Annotated in this window: 14 protein-coding genes; all 14 read right to left on the bottom strand. The window is 33.0% G+C overall.

From position 1 onward, the window contains the following. Positions 1 to 6: 6 nt before the first annotated feature. Positions 7 to 906, bottom strand: coding sequence for a hypothetical protein (locus DW761_RS09785; RefSeq protein ID WP_054322370.1), 900 nt, complete (start codon positions 904 to 906; stop codon positions 7 to 9). Positions 907 to 909: 3 nt separating this feature from the next. Further along, positions 910 to 1,683 (bottom strand): PcfB family protein, encoded by a 774-nt coding sequence (locus DW761_RS09790; protein WP_054322371.1) that lies wholly within the window; start codon positions 1,681 to 1,683, stop codon positions 910 to 912. Further along, on the bottom strand, positions 1,658 to 3,067 hold the full coding sequence (locus tag DW761_RS09795) for a relaxase/mobilization nuclease domain-containing protein (protein WP_117454733.1): 1,410 nt from the start codon (positions 3,065 to 3,067) through the stop codon (positions 1,658 to 1,660). The genes DW761_RS09790 and DW761_RS09795 overlap by 26 nt, the downstream gene beginning before the upstream one ends. Before the next feature lies 1 nt (position 3,068). Beyond that, complete coding sequence (locus DW761_RS09800) at positions 3,069 to 3,395, bottom strand: plasmid mobilization protein (protein WP_054322373.1); 327 nt, start codon at positions 3,393 to 3,395, stop codon at positions 3,069 to 3,071. Beyond that, positions 3,392 to 3,622 carry a hypothetical protein gene (locus tag DW761_RS09805; protein WP_054322374.1) on the bottom strand — a complete coding sequence of 77 codons (231 nt, stop codon included), beginning with the start codon at positions 3,620 to 3,622 and terminating at the stop codon, positions 3,392 to 3,394. Before DW761_RS09805 ends, DW761_RS09800 begins: the two co-directional genes overlap by 4 nt. A 313-nt stretch (positions 3,623 to 3,935) precedes the next feature. Beyond that, positions 3,936 to 4,142, bottom strand: a complete 207-nt coding sequence (locus DW761_RS09810; protein WP_054322375.1) for a hypothetical protein — start codon at positions 4,140 to 4,142, stop codon at positions 3,936 to 3,938. Positions 4,143 to 4,233: 91 nt separating this feature from the next. Next, complete coding sequence (locus tag DW761_RS09815) at positions 4,234 to 4,770, bottom strand: ATP-binding protein (protein WP_317286378.1); 537 nt, start codon at positions 4,768 to 4,770, stop codon at positions 4,234 to 4,236. A gap of 36 nt (positions 4,771 to 4,806) precedes the next feature. Next, positions 4,807 to 6,159 (bottom strand): ATP-binding protein, encoded by a 1,353-nt coding sequence (locus DW761_RS09820; RefSeq protein WP_054322377.1) that lies wholly within the window; start codon positions 6,157 to 6,159, stop codon positions 4,807 to 4,809. 295 nt (positions 6,160 to 6,454) lie between these two features. Next, positions 6,455 to 6,649 carry a hypothetical protein gene (locus DW761_RS09825; protein WP_054322378.1) on the bottom strand — a complete coding sequence of 65 codons (195 nt, stop codon included), beginning with the start codon at positions 6,647 to 6,649 and terminating at the stop codon, positions 6,455 to 6,457. A gap of 14 nt (positions 6,650 to 6,663) precedes the next feature. Then, complete coding sequence (locus tag DW761_RS09830; protein WP_207732762.1) at positions 6,664 to 7,662, bottom strand: DUF3991 domain-containing protein; 999 nt, start codon at positions 7,660 to 7,662, stop codon at positions 6,664 to 6,666. Between the two features lie 56 nt (positions 7,663 to 7,718). Next, a complete protein-coding gene (locus tag DW761_RS09835; RefSeq protein ID WP_117454883.1) occupies positions 7,719 to 8,078 on the bottom strand; it encodes a hypothetical protein in 360 nt (119 codons plus the stop codon). A gap of 70 nt (positions 8,079 to 8,148) precedes the next feature. Next, positions 8,149 to 16,137 (bottom strand): helicase-related protein, encoded by a 7,989-nt coding sequence (locus DW761_RS09840; protein WP_158553781.1) that lies wholly within the window; start codon positions 16,135 to 16,137, stop codon positions 8,149 to 8,151. Continuing rightward, positions 16,065 to 16,415, bottom strand: coding sequence for a TnpV protein (locus DW761_RS21850; RefSeq protein WP_082401695.1), 351 nt, complete (start codon positions 16,413 to 16,415; stop codon positions 16,065 to 16,067). The genes DW761_RS09840 and DW761_RS21850 overlap by 73 nt, the downstream gene beginning before the upstream one ends. Before the next feature lie 887 nt (positions 16,416 to 17,302). Next, a complete protein-coding gene (locus tag DW761_RS09845; RefSeq protein WP_054322380.1) occupies positions 17,303 to 17,866 on the bottom strand; it encodes a YodL domain-containing protein in 564 nt (187 codons plus the stop codon). Positions 17,867 to 17,925 lie beyond the last annotated feature (59 nt).

The raw sequence follows: 17,925 nt of genomic DNA on the forward strand, positions 1-17,925 counted from the left end.
AAATACCTATCTTGCTTCATGTGATTTTTCAATCGGTGCTTTTTGACGCTTTAAATCTTTATCTAATTTTTGAACAAGATCATTGGCAGTTCTTTTAATCGTATAAAGTTCTTGCTTGATTTCATTGGGTTCCATATCCGGAAAAATAGAATTCATTTCACTAAGATGATAGGCTTTGGTATCAACACCATATTTTTTACAAAGCATATAAGATGATGCAAAAGCAGTAAGTGCATTGACATTTCTGTCATAGTCAGGATTTCCTTGTGCAAGTAATGCATGGGATAGTTCCATCGTAACAACTTGAAAAATTGCAGTCCCATTTTCCATTCCTTGTCTTAAGTTGATCACGCCAATTTGTGGATCGTAGAGAGCGCCTTTGCCTTCTGGTAATTCAGCTGCACCAACTTGGTTAAATGGAATAGGGGAGTTTTTCGCAATCGCTGTAATCAGTTCATTGATGTCATAAGAACGATCTTGACGATTGATATATTTAGCGGTTGTTTGCGTAATATCATAATTCTTTTTCGCATTATAATACGTTCCTACACTGTTATCTTCTCTTGTATATTTTTCCCCCGGTTCCATAATGAGAATAGGATTTCCTAGTTCTTCTTTTTTTACAAAAAGATGTTTTTCTTTCCAATATTTCGAATCACCGATTTGGATTGCATCTGGTCGTTGTTGCATGATCAGTAAGACATTGTTAGGTGTGTGCATAGGAAATTTTACCTGAGTATCTAAATAGGCTTGTAACTGTGTACCGCTTGTCGCAATTTCTTTGGCTTTATCATCTGCCATTTGATAGCATTTCTCACGATTTTCCTTGCTTTCTTTAATAAAATTCTCTTTTTCTTCTTCACGCTGTTTTGCAGCAGCCATAAAAATATCATCAAAATTACTCATATGTTATCTCTCCTTTGTTCTTTTCTTTTTGATTTTGGGTTGTTGATGTTTCGGGAGCATTTGTTTCTTGTTCACTTTCACATTGTCTTTGTCTTTGAGTGTCGTTTCTTTTTCTAATTCCTTTTTGATTTGTTTTAACTCAGCACGTACACTGGGCTTTTCTTGTTTGTCATTAGTACCCTCCACGACAGGATTGAAGATAGGCTCGGACGGACGGGATTTTGTCGTCTTTGCCACTTTGGGGTTTACACTGTTTTCCTCTTTTTGCAGTGATGACAGTTCTTGTTCTTCCTTTTGAATCGTTTGTGGTGATTTGGTTGGACGGACAATTTCCTGTTCTGCTTTTTGTTTTTTCGTAGCTCTTGTTTTTTCAATATCTGTCTTAACTTGAGCCGTTTGACTGACATCAGATAATTTAAAGCGTTCAACAATACGATTGATACGTGATGAATCTTCGGTTTTTACCATAATATCCACCATGCCATCAAAGTTGGAACGTTGATTACGCACTGCATAATACAAGATTCCATACTTCTTGGCTTCTTTTTGAAAACTAGCAAGATCACTAGATTTTAAAGTAAACACTGATAAAGGTTTTCCTGTACTAATCAGGTTTTCTAATCTTGTCTTGCCTTTGGTTTTCTTTTGATCTTTCATTACTGCATAGAGCATATTGGCAATTTCAAGTGCTGCTTTTCCACTTATTTTAGCCGCAACTTCCATTCCATTTAAAGAAATACGAATGACTTGATCAGCTGCTTCTCCGCCTGTGTTCATTGACTTTTTCCTCCTTTCTTTTTGGTTGTTCATTTTGTTGGATAATTTCTATTTTTTCTTTGATCACTTGCGAACGATCGGCAATATCGTCGCACAGTATCACCTCCTTTCGTAATGCTTCAATCTGTTTAGAAAGATCTGCAATCTCATGTTTTAACTCTTGCTTTTCTTCTTCAGTTAGTGTTTTTCTTCTTAAACGATAACGAAGATGTTTGCGAGTTGTCATAAGGTCTTGCATTTCTTCTTTCTTTTGTGATTGATATGAAAAAAGCTGCTCAGAAGTATCAATTTTATTGACACAAAGCAGCTTTGTTTCCTGACTGATATTTTCCATTTTCCGTATATCTTCTTTTAATAAGAAGTGCATTCTTGCAGGGGAAATGGAATTGTTTTTAGGTAAAATTCCTAACTTAAAACAGTAATAAAGATAACGACCTCTCAGACCACCGATTTTCCTTTGTTTTGACAAAGTGCCATGCAGTCTTAGTACATGGACAGATTTTTTCATACTTGGTGTTTTTCTTTGAGTAGGCAGTGGATTGGCTAATATTCTTTGACAAATAGCTTGATAAGTGTATGCTTCACCAAAATGACGAGCAATCTTGATTCCTCTTTCTTTTCCAATAGGACGAACGGTAATGTCTTTTCCTTGTTTAATGTAATAACCTTTTTCTCTTAGCTTATAGAAAAATTGTTTATCACTAATGGAAGTCGCAATTGCTTCATCTATATCATTTTTAATCATACCTCGTGCAGTAAGAACACCATCATTTTCAGCTTTCCATTCAGCATAATGTTTTGACTGTTTTCTTTTTGGATCTTCAATGACAGATAAATTGTATTCTTTGCATAATCGATCTGAAGTATCACGCATTTTTTGATAGGTAGCTTTACAATCGTTGTATCGGTATCCGTCAATGAAAGAAACTGAATTTAAGACAAAATGATTATGCAAATGCTTTTCTTTATCTAAGTGTGTTGCGACAATTACTTGGAAACGATCTCCCCATAATTCATTGGCTAACCTTACACCAATTTCATGTGCCATTTCTGGAGTGATTTCATTTTCTGCGAAAGATTGATACCCATGAAATGCAACGATACCTTCGTTTTTCCCATAACGATTTTTTACTGCGAGCATTTCTTCTCTTGCGGTGTTTGGTGAACAATTCACACCACTGACAAATCGTTCTTGTAGAGTAGTGGAAGTGGTTGCTTCCTCTCTCATTGCATAATGGATAACATCATGCAGTCCTTGTTTTTCCTCTTGGGTTAAATTATCATTTTGGTAAAAAGCAGGATTATCTGTCTTTTCAGGATTTTCTGCATAGATCAAAACTTTTCCTAACCAGCCTTTCACTTTCCAAATTGCAGTAGTAGCCATATCAATATTTTCTAGGTGTGATAACAGCGTTCGTAATATCTTTTACTGTTTTTTCAAACAGACGAACTGCTTTGTCATATTCCTGAACATCAATCACATTTAAGCGATGTGCTTTCGATGCAATCTGATTTAAGTTATTACCAATCGCATGAAGTTCTTTCATCATACTAAAATAATCAGGTGATGGAGCATCGTTAGGAATGACACCATTTATCAGATGACGAATATAGGCTTCTTGAGATAAACCAGATCTTTTGACCATCGCTTTTAAATGTTGTTGTTCTTTTTTATTCAGTCTAGTGATAACTGAAATGTTTCTTTTTCTCATTTTGTTTCCTCCATTGTTTCTTGATTTAAAAATTTTTTAATATCTTCATAACTATGAATTTCTATTTGAAATACATATTGAAAAAAGTCTTTTAAGTTAAGCAGTGTATAGTTTTCATAATTGCTTGTTTTTAGTTTTTGAAATACTTGTATGTCTTTAAAATGTAAATCTGATAGATATTCACATTTCAAAAGATCAAACATATCTTCAAAAATATCATTGTTCATCAAGGATCAACCTCGCTTTCTTTTGCATAGCGTATTTAATTACCACAACACACATAAACATCACTCATAATGTCAATGCGTGAATAACGTAAAAAAGAGCCGAATATAGTTCCGGCTCATATAAATCAATTATTTTGTTATTTTTGAGTCAATAAATTTTTCGGCTCACTTTTCGGCTCATTTTTGGGCTCAATTTTTGGCTCATTTTTTCGATTGTTTTTTTAGAAGTTCTTTTCTTTAACATTACATTTCTTTTTTTTAAGAAAAAGCCACTCAATTTGAGCGACTTCCTTATAACTTTACTTAATAATTTCTATTCAAAGTTCATTGATCCAACAATACGTTTTGCAAGCCATCTAGGACCTTTGTGGGCTAAAGGACTGTCATCAGAAAAATCAGTTAAACGTAACTTTTTATTTGCTATGTTGTTAGCTTCATCTTCTGATATTCTACCATTAGAAAAATTTATAAGTGCTTGAATAAAATCATTTCTAAAGAATTCACTTCTTATTGTAGTCATCGACGTTCAACTCCTCTCTTATATTTATGAGTTTCTTTTTTTAGATTACTTTTCTGTTACTTTACTAAATTTTTGCTAATGATATTTTAAATTATTTTTTGATAATCCATTGACCGAAGCGTTTTCCTCCAATTCGTTCAATAGTTTTATCCTTACTTAACTTCTTAAAAATTCTTTGAACTGTACGCTCTGTTACTGATAAATGTATAGCAATTTCTTTTTGTGTTATTTGAGGGTTTGAGCGAATAATACTTAATATTTTATTTTCCAAACCGACATCCAAACCGACATCTAAACCGACATCTAGACCGACATCTCGTTTTTTATTATTAAGAGCTTTTAGACTGATTGTAATGAACTCAGACGTAATTTCGTATTCAGGCATAGGTGCTCCAAGTTCACCACATGCTTCACATATTTTCTGAATACCTCTTCCCCAAACTTCCACATAGCCCGCTCTAAAAAATGTATTAGCAATATTTGGATTATATGGTCTTGATGCATGGCGACGCATTAGGTTGTCTTTTGTCCAATCACTTGGAAAGACGCAATCATTACTTATATACATAGCATCATCTTCAACACGAATTTGAATAGGAATAGATGAAGGATAAAATTTGTGTAAGATAGCATTGTAAACTGTTTTAGCCTCGTTATGTTTGTTTTAATTTTCTTCTTTTTGGGAAATAAACTGTGTCAAATAAATTGGTAGGCATAAAATATCCTTATCTTTAGATACATCTTTGGTATGAATAATATAGCGATTTAATATTCGATCAGAAAATTTCTCATAAAATACATCAAGAGAAGCATGAACTTTGTATCTTGAGGATTTTACCTCAATTGGACATATCTTATTTCTTTTTGAAATTACAAAATCTATCTCATAATTTCTTTTTTGTTCTTGTTGGTAAAAAGTATAATAAAATAAATCATTTCCTGTTGCGGTTAAAATTTGTGCAACTGCATTTTCATAAAGATAGCCTAAATTTGTTGCTAACTTATCATTCAATAATTTTTCATAAATGATATTCTCTGTAAAATCCTTATCTTTAAATTGTAAAGTTACAAATAAGCCAGTATCTGCCATATACAATTTAAATTGATTTAAATCTTTATATGCCGATAAACCAATATCTGGATTATTTGCATGATATGCAACCGATACTACTTTAGAGTCTTTTAATTCTGATACTAAACTTAAAATAGTGGTATCTGTTGTTTTATAAGAATTTAATACTTTTTTAGTTTGAAAACCTTTTGCATTTTTATTTAACTGTGAGGGGATTGCTTCAAATAGCATTGCTAATCGTCCTGTTGAATCAATCTTTCTAAAATCATCTTCATATAAATTGATAATATCTCTTTTTACATCATCTACTTTTTTGAAGTTATTTGTGGTTATAAATTCGTGCACTGCTTGTGGCATACCTCCAACAAGCATGTAAAGTCTAAAATCTCGTAATAACTTTCTGTTTAATTGATCGCCAAATGACTTTTTAGATTCAAAGACACCTTTTAATAATTTCATTGTCGTTGAATCACCAAGAGCCCATAAAAATTCCTCATAATCCATTGGGTGCATCTGAAGTTTTCTTTCCTCACTTGGAATTAAAATATCCTTTACATTCTTTTTTATAGAGATCAAAGATCCGGTTTCTATATAATCGTATCTTCCATCTTTAACTAATGCCTTAATTGCTTGTCTTGCTTTTGGACATAATTGAACTTCATCAAAGATGATAACTGATTTTCTCGTTTCCAATTCAACATGATATTGTAACTGAAGTTGTAGAAAAAAATAATTTAGATCGGACATATCTTCAAATAATTCTTTTATAGTATTTGAAGCTGTCGAAAAATCAATTAGAATATAAGTTGCGTATTCATTTTTTGCAAATTCTTCTACAACTGTTGATTTTCCTACACGTCTTGCCCCTTCGATCAATAATGCTGTTTTCCCATCAGAACTACTTTTCCATTCCTTAATTTTTGAATATATTTTTCTTTTAAACATATAGGTTTAACACCTCCACAAAAATATTATACCCAAAAAATAAAATAACAGCAATAATATATGTCCAATTTCCGCAATAAAAAAATCACAAAAACCTCCAATTTCCGCAATGAAAAAAGTTCTCATATATCCAATTTCCGCAATATAAATAAGAAAGGGTACTAGGGATTATCCCTAGAAAAAGGATAGGAGTAGCCTTGTGGCTATCCGTATCCAGTGCTTGCTGGTATAGTGTATAGCACAATCCCTCTACACGAATGTAAGGGCATGTGCATATGACCACCTCAAAAAGAAATCAGCTTGTTTCACTTTTTTCAAAGAAGTGAAGTGTACTATTTTGCAGTTTTTCATACTGATTTTTTAATGAATAAAGTTCTTTTAACTGCGTTGTTATCTCTGATAATTCTTCATCAAGTTGGTTTCGTTTGTTTATTTTTTGTTCTTTCAATATTTCCAATTTTTTAATTTCTTTTTCGATTTTCTTTATCATTGTAGCACCTCCCATCATCGTTCTTGCATCATTCTTTGTTGATTTTTCGATTGAATTTGTTTTCCTAATCGCACGATCAACTCATCATTTACATCTTTTCCATAACAAGAAATACAATCTTTTATATCCATGTACCATAATTTTTTCTGAATATTTTTCGCAGAAAGTCGTCCTGCTTTATCATTATCAAGATGAAGTACAAGACTTTTTATTTCTGGAAAATCTTCAAGATACTGTGTCAAGGCAACCGGTAATTTTAAATCCTCTGTTGTATCTTTTCGTGGAATCGCAACCCCACCTAATGATAAAAGATGAATACTTCGATAATCCTTTCCATTCATTTTTAATAATGTTGCGTAAGATAAAGTATCAATGGCTGACTCAAAAATATGCAACTCTTTTGATAAAATATGAGGTTGAATAGAGAAACAAAACCGTTTATCACTGCCATAGACATCGCCTTTAAAATCATTTTCAACACTTCGTATATTGGCATACTTTGGGATATGATTTTGTTTATCGTAGCCAATAAAAGTTACATGTGTATATATGATTTTAGTATTTGGATTGATATATTTGCTTTCATAAATGACATGATTATTGATACAGTCTTGAATGATTTCTTCATCAATTCCACGTTCTACAAGATAACAAATTGCTTTTTCATTGGTAGAAGATGGAGTAGGAAGGTGAAGTTTTTTATTTTCTTCCTTTGCTGAATAGGCAACATAAACAGGCTCTTTTGCTTTTGTTTTTTGTAATAAGATCTCAGCTGCATCTAAAAAAGAGTAGTTATCCACCTTCATTAAAAAGTCCAATGCACTTCGTCCTCCGATGCCCATTGACTGCCAGTGCCATAAGCCATTTGAAATATGCAGGCTCTCATGGTCTTTAATACAGTAGGTATCATGTGATATTTTCTTTAATCGATCGGGTTGATAATTGCCTAAATAGGTCAACAGATCTATCTTTTTTATTTCTGCTAAATCCTTTGGTTTGATATGTTTTATCATAAACACCTCCATAAAATTGAAAAATCACAAATGTTTTTTCACTTGTGATCTTTCGTTTATTGTTCTTCTGTTTTTTGAAACATTGATTCTTTTTCATTTTTAAATTCATGAAATATGCTTTGCAATATCGTTGTATCATGACAACCTAGCAAATAGATGACTGCATTTTCTAAAGTATAAAGGTAATTTTCTAATCCCATATATCTTATAAATAATTTGTGTTCTTCTTCAGTTAGATAGATACTATCCTCATTGATAAGGAAATTTTTGATTGCAGTGTGTTCTAAGATTTCATTCATTTTTTGTTCGGTTTCTACATATTTTTTTGAATGCTTTCTTAAAAAAGTTACGCAGTCATTATCAAAATGTTCTAGTCTAGTACAAAGATAGGCAAGCAGTTGATCATAATTTTCCATGATACCATTCCTCCTTGCCATCATTATAAAAAGATATTTTGATGGAAACAAATGTGCGATAGACATTCATTTATCGTGCTAATGCTCTTTCTGTAATCTTTTCTTTTGCTGGATCGATCTCTGTATCATCTATAATATCAGGATCTTTTTCATCTAATTTTAATTCCATCGTTAATTGTGCCAAGCGTTTTGTTTTTTCATTTAATTCATTTTCATAAATAAAAGGTTTCTCAAATTCAATTTTTGAAGTTCTTAATTCATTTGTTAAGCGTTGGAGTTCATGCTCAGCTTCAACTAATCTTTTATCAAGATTTTTCAAAGCATTATTCATACGAGAAAAATTTCCTAGTTTATCTGTTCCTAAAGTAATCGTTGTACTAGACTTGTTTTTTATCGTCAAACAACATTCCTTTGCTAACATAGAAAAATGAGTGTAGAGTGAAAAATCACGATACTTTCCAATATAGACAAGATTTTCCGTTGGATTTTGTCGTGCTAGTTCAATGAGCATGGTTCCTGCTTCTGCTTTATCTTTATACGAAACACCGTCCAACTCGATTCCGATAAACTCATCATTTTCTGATAATGGATTCTGATTTTTCAAGATAATATCTTCTTTTAATCCTGAAATTTCTTCTTGTATTCGTGTCATTTCACGTGGCAATCTTTTTAAAATATTATCTTGTAATTCATATTTTTGATTTAGATAATTAGATTTCAAGTCATTGAGCTTATTAACTTCTATATCTAAATTACATCGTTCCATAATCTTAGGATCACCGCAAGCGATTGCTTTGATTTCAGCATAACGCATAGACATATCATCAACTTCGTCCATCGAACGCTGCACAACTCTCCCTGTAATGACTTGTGAAATAAAGGATTGTTTCTTTTCTATTGTTTGGAACATATAAGCATCAAAGGTTCCTTCGGTAACATATCGAATGATATTGACTTCGGGATTGATGTTTCCTTGACGAATTGCACGACCAGAGCGTTGCTCTAAATCTCGTGGACGCCAAGGACAATCAAGATCATGAAGTGAAATAATTCTATCTTGCATATTAGAACCTGCACCCATTTTGCTTGTTGATCCAATCAAAATTCGCACCTTTCCAGAGCGTACATTCGCAAACAATTCTTTTCGTAAAACTTCATTATTATTTGTATCATGAATGAATGCTATCTCATGACTTGGAATGCCACGCTCTACAAGTTTACGTTTTATATCTTCATATACACTTGTAAATATCGGCTCTGTTTCGTTAGTAATGCTTTCTTCATTGATATTTTTTGAACTGTTTTTTGGAGTAGACATATCACAAAAAATCAGTTGAGTAGAAAGATTTTCTTTCGTATCTTTCCAAGTTTCATACACATTATTGACACAAGCCATTACTTTGCTCTCTTTATTTTCTGGTAATAAGGTATTGATCAATCGCTGCTCAAGGGCTAGTTTCTTTCCATCAGAAGTGATTTTTAACATATTATCAATATGTGGATCAACATTACCGCCTTTGATTTGTTCCGCTCTTTCACCTAAAGACTGAATCATTTCTTTTTGTTCGGGACTAGCAGGTACAGATATAACTTTATAATTTGCCTTTGGAGTTGGAAGATCAAGCATATCGGCAGTTTGTATGTCTGCAACTTCTCGAAACATGGTCATCAGTTCAGGAAGATTAAAGAACTTGGCAAAGCGAGTTTTTAATTGAAATTTTGTGCCATCAGGTGTTAATTCCATTGCAGTGGTTGTTTCTCCAAATGTGGAAGCCCATGCGTCAAAAGACTCTAATCCTTTTGCTTTTAATAAATCATATTGAAGATAACGCTGCATTGTATAAAGCTCAGCCATACTGTTAGAAACAGGTGTTCCTGTCGCAAAGACAACACCTCGATTATTTGTAATCTCATTGAGATATTGTGTTTTGGCAAATAAGTCGGAAGCTCTTTGTGAATCGGTTTGCGAAATACCAGATACGTTTGTCATCTTGGAATAGATAAATAAATTCTTAAAAATATCAGCCTCATCAATAAACATCATATCAATCCCTAACTGTTCAAAGCATAAAATATCATCTTTATTTGATTGATCATTGAGCTTTTTCAATCGTTCTTCCATCTTTTTTCGCATTGCTTCTAACTGCTTGATGGTGAAATTTTCACCGTTATCGTTTTTTACTTGGCGTATTCCTTCACTAATATCCTTGATTTGTTGTTCAATCAAAACCTGTTGACGTTCAAGGGAAATGGGCATCTTGGTAAACTGACTATGGGCAATGATGATTCCGTCCCACTCACAAGTTGAGATTTTAGAGAAAAATTTATGACGATTGGCTTTTGAAAATGTATCTTTGGTAGATACTAAAATATTCGCACTTGGGTACAAGCGATAGAAATCAGAAGCAAAATCACCAATGATATTGTTTGGCACTACATAGATGGGTTTCTTACACAAACCTAACCGTTTGCTTTCCATTCCAGATGCAATCATTTCAAAACTTTTACCTGCACCAACACAGTGGGCAAGCAATGTATTACCATGATATAGCACACGAGCAATCGCATTTAACTGATGTGGTCTTAATTGAATATCCGTATTCATTCCTGCAAGTGTTAAATGACTTCCATCATATGTTCTATTTCGAATGGAATTGAATTGTTCATTGTAAATTTGGCATAAATCTTCACGACGCTCAGGATTTTTCCATATCCACTCATTAAAGTTTCGTTTGATGATTTCTTGTTTATCTTGAGCGATAGCAGTTTCTCTTTTGTTCAGTACACGCTTTTCCTTTCCATCGTCATCTAACACCTTATCAAATATTTTACAAGGTCTAAGATTAAGCGTATTTTCTATGATCTTATATGCGTTGATTCGATTTGTTCCATAAGTTTTATTTGATTTTATACTAGAATCTAATCCTTTTCTTGTAATTGTCCATTCTTGGGTAGCAGCAACATAAAGTATTTTAATATTTTTCTGTTTCCATTGAGGAGTATCCAAGAGTTGATACATAAATTCTTCGTAATAATGCTTTGGTATCCATGTACTTCCCAAACGTACACTAATATCTCCGGCTTTGATAGGTTCAGGCTGCACTTGTTCTAAGGCTTTGACATTGATCGTATAAAGCTCAGGATTTTGTTTTGCGACGTGTCTTGCAAAGACTAACTTTTCACGCACATTTCCACTTAAATATTCATCAGCAGTTTCATATACAGGATTGCCATCTTGATCAAGAAGTCTAGGATTACGGAAAATCACGCCTTTTAAGTTTTCAATCAATTGTTTTTCAGACAGTTTTGATAAATCTGACATATACTTTAAATCAACACGTCCTTTTTCCGCCATGCTGACTGTTAGTGCTTCATCGGCGTTTTCCACAGAATGAATTTCTTTGTTAGGTCGTATCGTCTGTTTATCAAAAATATCGGCTTTTCGTTTTAATGTTTTATCTTCATTTAACACTTCCAATGAGCATAACAGTCCATAAGAAGCATCTTCTTGAAACACACGCTTATTAGCATTGTCATTGATCAGTCCATACTTTAAAGTAAACATATCATAGTGCATATGGAGTTCTTTTTGTAATGCTGCAATATCTTCATGACGAAAACCTTTGGTCTGCATTTCAATCAATTCGTGCAAACAATCACGAATTTGAATCAGTCCTCGTATTCGATTTTCAGCTGTTCTGTTTGTTTCATGCGGATACATTCGACTGTTTTCTCGATAATACAATTTTCCATCAGATACACAGAAACTAAAGTTTCGTACATTTGGATCAGCTGGAATAGAGTGATCTTCTTCATCAACAAAAAGAACAGATCGTTGGTCAATTTGAGCAGTGATATGTGAAAATGCTTGTTCAAGTTGAGTCGATAAAGATTGTCCTTCTATGGCTTTACAGGTAAATGCTTTTCCATAAGGGGAACTTTCTTCTACCATTTTACCAAGTATCATGTGTGGGTGATTGACAAAATAAGCGTTCATTGTCAAACCATTGTCATTGCTTTCTACATTCAACCACTCGGGTTCATGCACATAAGGTCTTTCTCGTTTCTGCAAAACTAAAATATCACTGGTTACTTTTGTTCCCGCATTGGCAGTAAAAGTGTTGTCTGGTAAACGAATTGCCCCTAACAGATCTGCTCGTTGAGCAATATATCTTCTTACATTGCTGTTTTTCTTATCCATTGTAAAATGAGAAGTAATGAAGATCACGACACCACCGACTTTGACTTTGTCTAATGCCTTAGCAAAGAAATAATCATGAATCATAAAATTATTTTGTTTGTACTGTGGATCAAAGATTGGAATTTGCCCAAAAGGGACGTTTCCTATGACTGCATCAAAGATATGATTAGGAATATCTAAATCTTGAAATCCTTGGATTGCAACGATTTCTTTTTGGTAAAGCTGTTTTGCGATCTGTCCGGAGATCGTATCAAGTTCAACACCATAGAAATTGCAATTCATTTCCTTCGGCTGCATACCAATAAAGTTACCGATACCACATGATGGTTCTAAAATATTTCCTTCGACAAGTCCCATATCATTGAGTTTCTTGTAAATGGCTTGTATCACGATAGGCGGTGTAAAAAAAGCAGTCAAAGTTGATTCTCTGGCTGCTTTGTATTCTTCATCTGTTAATAGTTCTTTCAATTCTTGATATTCCTGTTTCCAATTTTCTTTTGTTTCATCAAAGGCATCGGCAAGCGATCCCCAACCAACATATTGGGACAAGATTTCTTGTTCTTCTGTTGTTGCTAAACGACCTTCATTTTCCAACTGTTTTAATAAGCGAATAGCATGGATATTAGCTTGATATTTTGCTTTTGGACCTCCAACTCCCAATTCCATGTTGGTAATGTGAAAATTGTTTCGCTCATGATCTTCATACTGAGGAAGTAATTTATGAGAAGAAAACTGTGATGTCGATTGAGGTGGCTCTTGTTTAACTTTCAGCTCTGTTTCTTTTTGAGCAGGTAAAATCTCAACTGTTTTTGTTGTTTCCTTATCTTTATCAGAAACTAAATCATCACTTTCTTGTTCAACTTCTGTATAAGAATTTGATGTGTCTATCTTTTGAATTTCTAATGTTTCTTTTGGAATGAGTGAGGAAAGAGAGGAGAGTGGAGTTTTTAAATACCGTTGTTTAAATTGTTCTAACTGTATATCACTTCCACTAAAACTTACCATATTTCCATGTTTATCAAATTCAAAATCAATTTGAATACCATTATCATCAATTCTTCCTTTTGAAAAGCGATAGTTTTGGTAGTTCAATGTTTGTATATAATTTTGAACCATTTCATTAAGTTGTAGTTCTTCTTCGTAATCGTCAGGCTCACCATCAGTTAATGCTAACTGATAAGATTTCCCGTCAATGATATATTCACGAATATTTAATAGATGATCGACATCGTCGATTGCTAGTGTATAACTTGATAACAAAACATCATCATGATTATGTTCTTCCATCACAAGTTGATTGTTTTCAATAAAAAATTCCAACAGTCTATTTTCTTTTGTATGTTGAAAAGCCATGTAATCACTTTGATGTTCGAAAAGAAGGGGAGCGATTTTATGAAGCTGTTCATAGTTTTCTATTGCCACTGTTTGATAAATAAGAATACTGCTTTCAACTTCTTGAACAGTTTCAAAGTGATCGTTTTGATACATGACTTTATCTTTATCATATAGATATTGATTTCTCAGATCCTGACGAATTACAGTATCAAGCCATTTTCTTTCAAGTGTTACATCAATTGGATCGATCGTTTCTGTTCCTTGATATAGATTCAAAACAATATTTTCATCATCAATCAGTTCGATCGTACCATAGTATGTTTCATCATAGGAAGAAAAGAAAACCATATCACCTGTGTTGTATCGTGGGGTACTTGAAAAATTGTTTCTTGCAAAAGAGAAGTTGATTTCATTTTTATCGATCAGTTCATTTTCGTGTCGAAAAGTATAAAGCATGGACAATTCTTCACGAAGCATAATTGCAGAGCCTTTTTCTTCTATATCATCACTTTCATCAATCAAAAGGTTTAAGTGTTTTATGGTATCGACCAACGCACCAACATCATGAAAAGAATCTATGAAGTTTTGGATATTTTCTTCTTCATTTGAATGACTGTTATCATTGTATTCATAAGGATCATGCTCCTTATAAAATGAATTTAAACGAACTGCAAGGCTAAATTGTGTATCTAGGATAGGGGTATAAACTTTATTTTGTGTTTCTTTTCTTTCATTAAAAGCACTGTAAGTACCTAAATAATACTGTTGAACCTTTTGAAAAATATCTTTCATGTTTTGATAATTTTCATCAATATCTGCTGTATTTTCTAATGCTATATTCATTAAATCTAAGATATGCTTTACATTATCATCGTTGCGTAATGCTATTGCTAAGTTATCTGAATCAAAGTGATAAAATTCATTTACCATATATGGTCTAAGATTAGAAAACGGGAGTCGATAAAAGAAAGAGTGAATAGCATTTGCAATTTGTTGTCTTTCATAATGACTTTTTCCTAATTCTTCTTCCGGTGTTAAAAATTGATTGCGACGGATAAGGTAAGAAATTCTTTGTTCAACCTCTTTCCATTTCATAAAGAAGAAAGCTTTTGGTTTTGTTACTGAATCTCCATAGAGTATCTTGATACCTTTTCCATCGGCAGAGTAGGAATTTGAACCACTGATTCCCCATTCATTTTTAATAAACTGAACACGTTCTTTTACATCAGTATGTTGGCTAAAATAAGATAATAATTTGTATTTAGCATCTGTATGTCGGCAAATCACATGATCAATATAGTCCTGTGTAATAAAGTAATTAGATTCTAATAATTGATATTGTGGTGCGCTAAAGGATAAGCGATGATCATCTAAATGTTCAATAAATGATAATACTTTGATTGGATTATACAATTTAAATCGCATGAGTTCATGGTCATGACGATAGGCATTACTAAACTCTTTTAAATATTCAATGGTACGTTGTAAAAAATCGTTGTCATGCAGTAATGCAGCAAGTTCTTTTGTATCATTAGGAAAACCTTGTTGAAAATGATATTCTTTTGGCAGCATATACTTTTCATCGGCTTCATCGCTCATGTCTTGTGCCATATACCAAAGCATTTGGGCACCTTGACGATATTCATATTCAGATAACTGGTTTAATTCTTCTTGAGGTAAATAACGTCCGGTATCTAACAATCGGCGAATTCCTTTTGCGACTTCTTCCCAAGAAAATAACTGATGTTCAAAGGAGTTGATAATACCTTTTCCCCAAGTCATCATCATTCCTGTTTGATCCCATTGTACTGAAATATGACGATTTTGTTGAATAAAACCTGCATATCCTTTACGGTACATTTCTTTTATAAATGCCGCATTTTCTTCTAAAGGTCGATCGTGAGAAAGGAATGCTGCAACTCGAATCTTTAAATCTCTTATATTCATATCATCGCTAAGCACCGTATCAATGGCTGATTGTGGCATTTGGAAAATCTTAGGCGTATGTTCTTTTTGAGCAGGTTCAATTGGTTCTAAATCAAAAAGATTTAATTGTTGTTCATCAGAAGAAAGTAACGGTTTTAATGGAATGGATAAAAATACATTTCTGTCGATCATATCCTCTATAAATCGGGTTACATCTTCCCATGATAGATCGGCTTTAAATTCAGTATTGCTGTAATTACCTTTCCATACTCTTAATACATCTTTCTCAGTATCATTGTAATAACCGTAACGAGTATCTGAAATGATTTCTTCTATATACATCTTTTTAAAAGATTCTTTCACATAAGCGATACGTTTTTCTTGGTTTTCAAATAACTCAAATACAGCAATAATGTCTTTGTTTTTATGAGCATGAAATTTATCCCTCTTTAATAATTTTTCAAAGGTTTCTTGAGATAAAAAAGCAGGTATTCCAAATGGATTACCTGTACTTTGTGTTTCTTCTAATCGTAAATCAGTTCTTGACGGAGAATTTCGTGAATCGTTTCCTCGATACTGTTCATCTTTTGAATCCATTCCATCTGATTGGATTCTTTCAACGCTTCGTTCACTCCTTGTTGTTTCATCATCTGTTCGAGCAGTAGATCGTGTCGTTGTGTGGCGATCTGGTCGATCTCCATCAAGTGTTGATTGAGTGTCTGTGTTGTCAAATAATTTGTGAATTGTATCGGACGATGTTCTTTGAGATAATGTTTTCTCATCAAGGCGTATTTCCCAAGCGTGATTTTCCCTTCGTCCTTGAGTGTTAAGTTGGGAATCAATTGTTCTCCCATTGGAATGTATTCTAGTTTCATTTTCCTGACTCCTTTCTATGTTTGGTATTTTTTGTTCAGGCTCATTGTATAACGGTAATTGATCCAATTCAAATGTGCGATTTTGATTTCGGATACATTCTAATACAGTTTTTCTAATCTCACCAATGAGCATTTGTGCCATATCTCGTGTAGGAACACCAATTGCATTGAGTGCTTGTTGAGAGTTAAATTGTGCTACCAATCGTAATGCGTCATCACTGATATAGTCATCTGCTTCAATGCCACATCGAGTAAGAGCAGCATAAGAAATACTGCTTTTTAAAAGGCTTGTATAGACCAACTGTAAATTGAGTTCATCTAATTCCTCTAGAAAAGTATCTTTGACATAATACTTTAATTCTGAAAAGTAATCTCCAATTCCTTCTTCAACAATCGTATCAGCGGCTTGAATAATTGCGTCTGCTAAAGATAAATTATTTGTTTCTTCTACACCAAAATGGTTCACCAATGTGTCAATAACATCTTTTTCATATTCTGATTTCATTGACCATATAGGAACCGGACGATATTTATTTGTTTTTCTTGTATCACTTATATCAAAATAATAACGAAGTCTTGCGTATCCGTCATGATGTGGATCAAATACTGCAATTCCTTTTGATTTTGGTTTGATCCATAATCCATACTTTTTATTCCAATCTTCCATCTCTAAGACTGCGATTGCGTCTGGTCTTTGAGCATAAATCATAACCATATCATCAAAGGATAGACGATAATTTTTACATGAAGATGTTAAGAATTGTTTCCAAGTAAATTCGTTTTTGGAAATATCTTTGAGTGTTTGTTCGTAAAGTTTCGTTGCTTGATAATAACTGATTGCCATATAGATAACACCTCCTTAAATTGCTTTTTACATGAGCAGTTTATTATCTTGCATACTCTTTGTGTTTTGTTTGATTAAGTTGTTGCAGGAACTGTGGAACTTCTTTAAAGCCAAAACTATCAACATAATAGGCTTTGCTTTTTCCATGATCGTTTACAACAATAACATTACTCACACTAAGAGAACGCATTTTACGAGCAAAAGGGCGATAATCAAGATTGTGCTTATAAAATATCGATTCTAATGAAGTCTGTTCTGACATCATGCCCATATAAACCTTTGTATAGTGCTTAGCATGAAATTGATGTTTTGCATAAGAGTAGTGCATAAATTTATAATCATGTTCCTTATCTGAATGAATTTGATAAATTTCATATGTTTTTGCAGTTCCATGTTCAGGATAAAAAATACAACTGTTTTGTTCTACCAGTTCGGCAAATTCTTTAAATGAAAAACGAGCGTTCTTTAAATAAAAACTGCGTTCATCAATATATCGACAAGTGATGCTTACAGGTTTATTATCAAGTGCTTGCAACATAATAGAAGATCCATTTTTGATTTTAAACAGTGATGATCCTCTTGTATCTTTAAAATTGATTTCTTTCATATTGACCTCCTTATATTTGGTGTTTAAAAAATAAAAATACTTGACCTCCTTCCTATGTA

It is taken from the genome of Absiella sp. AM29-15 (assembly GCF_003434225.1).
GTDB classification, from domain to species: Bacteria; Bacillota_I; Bacilli_A; order Erysipelotrichales; family Erysipelotrichaceae; genus Hoskinsella; species Hoskinsella hominis.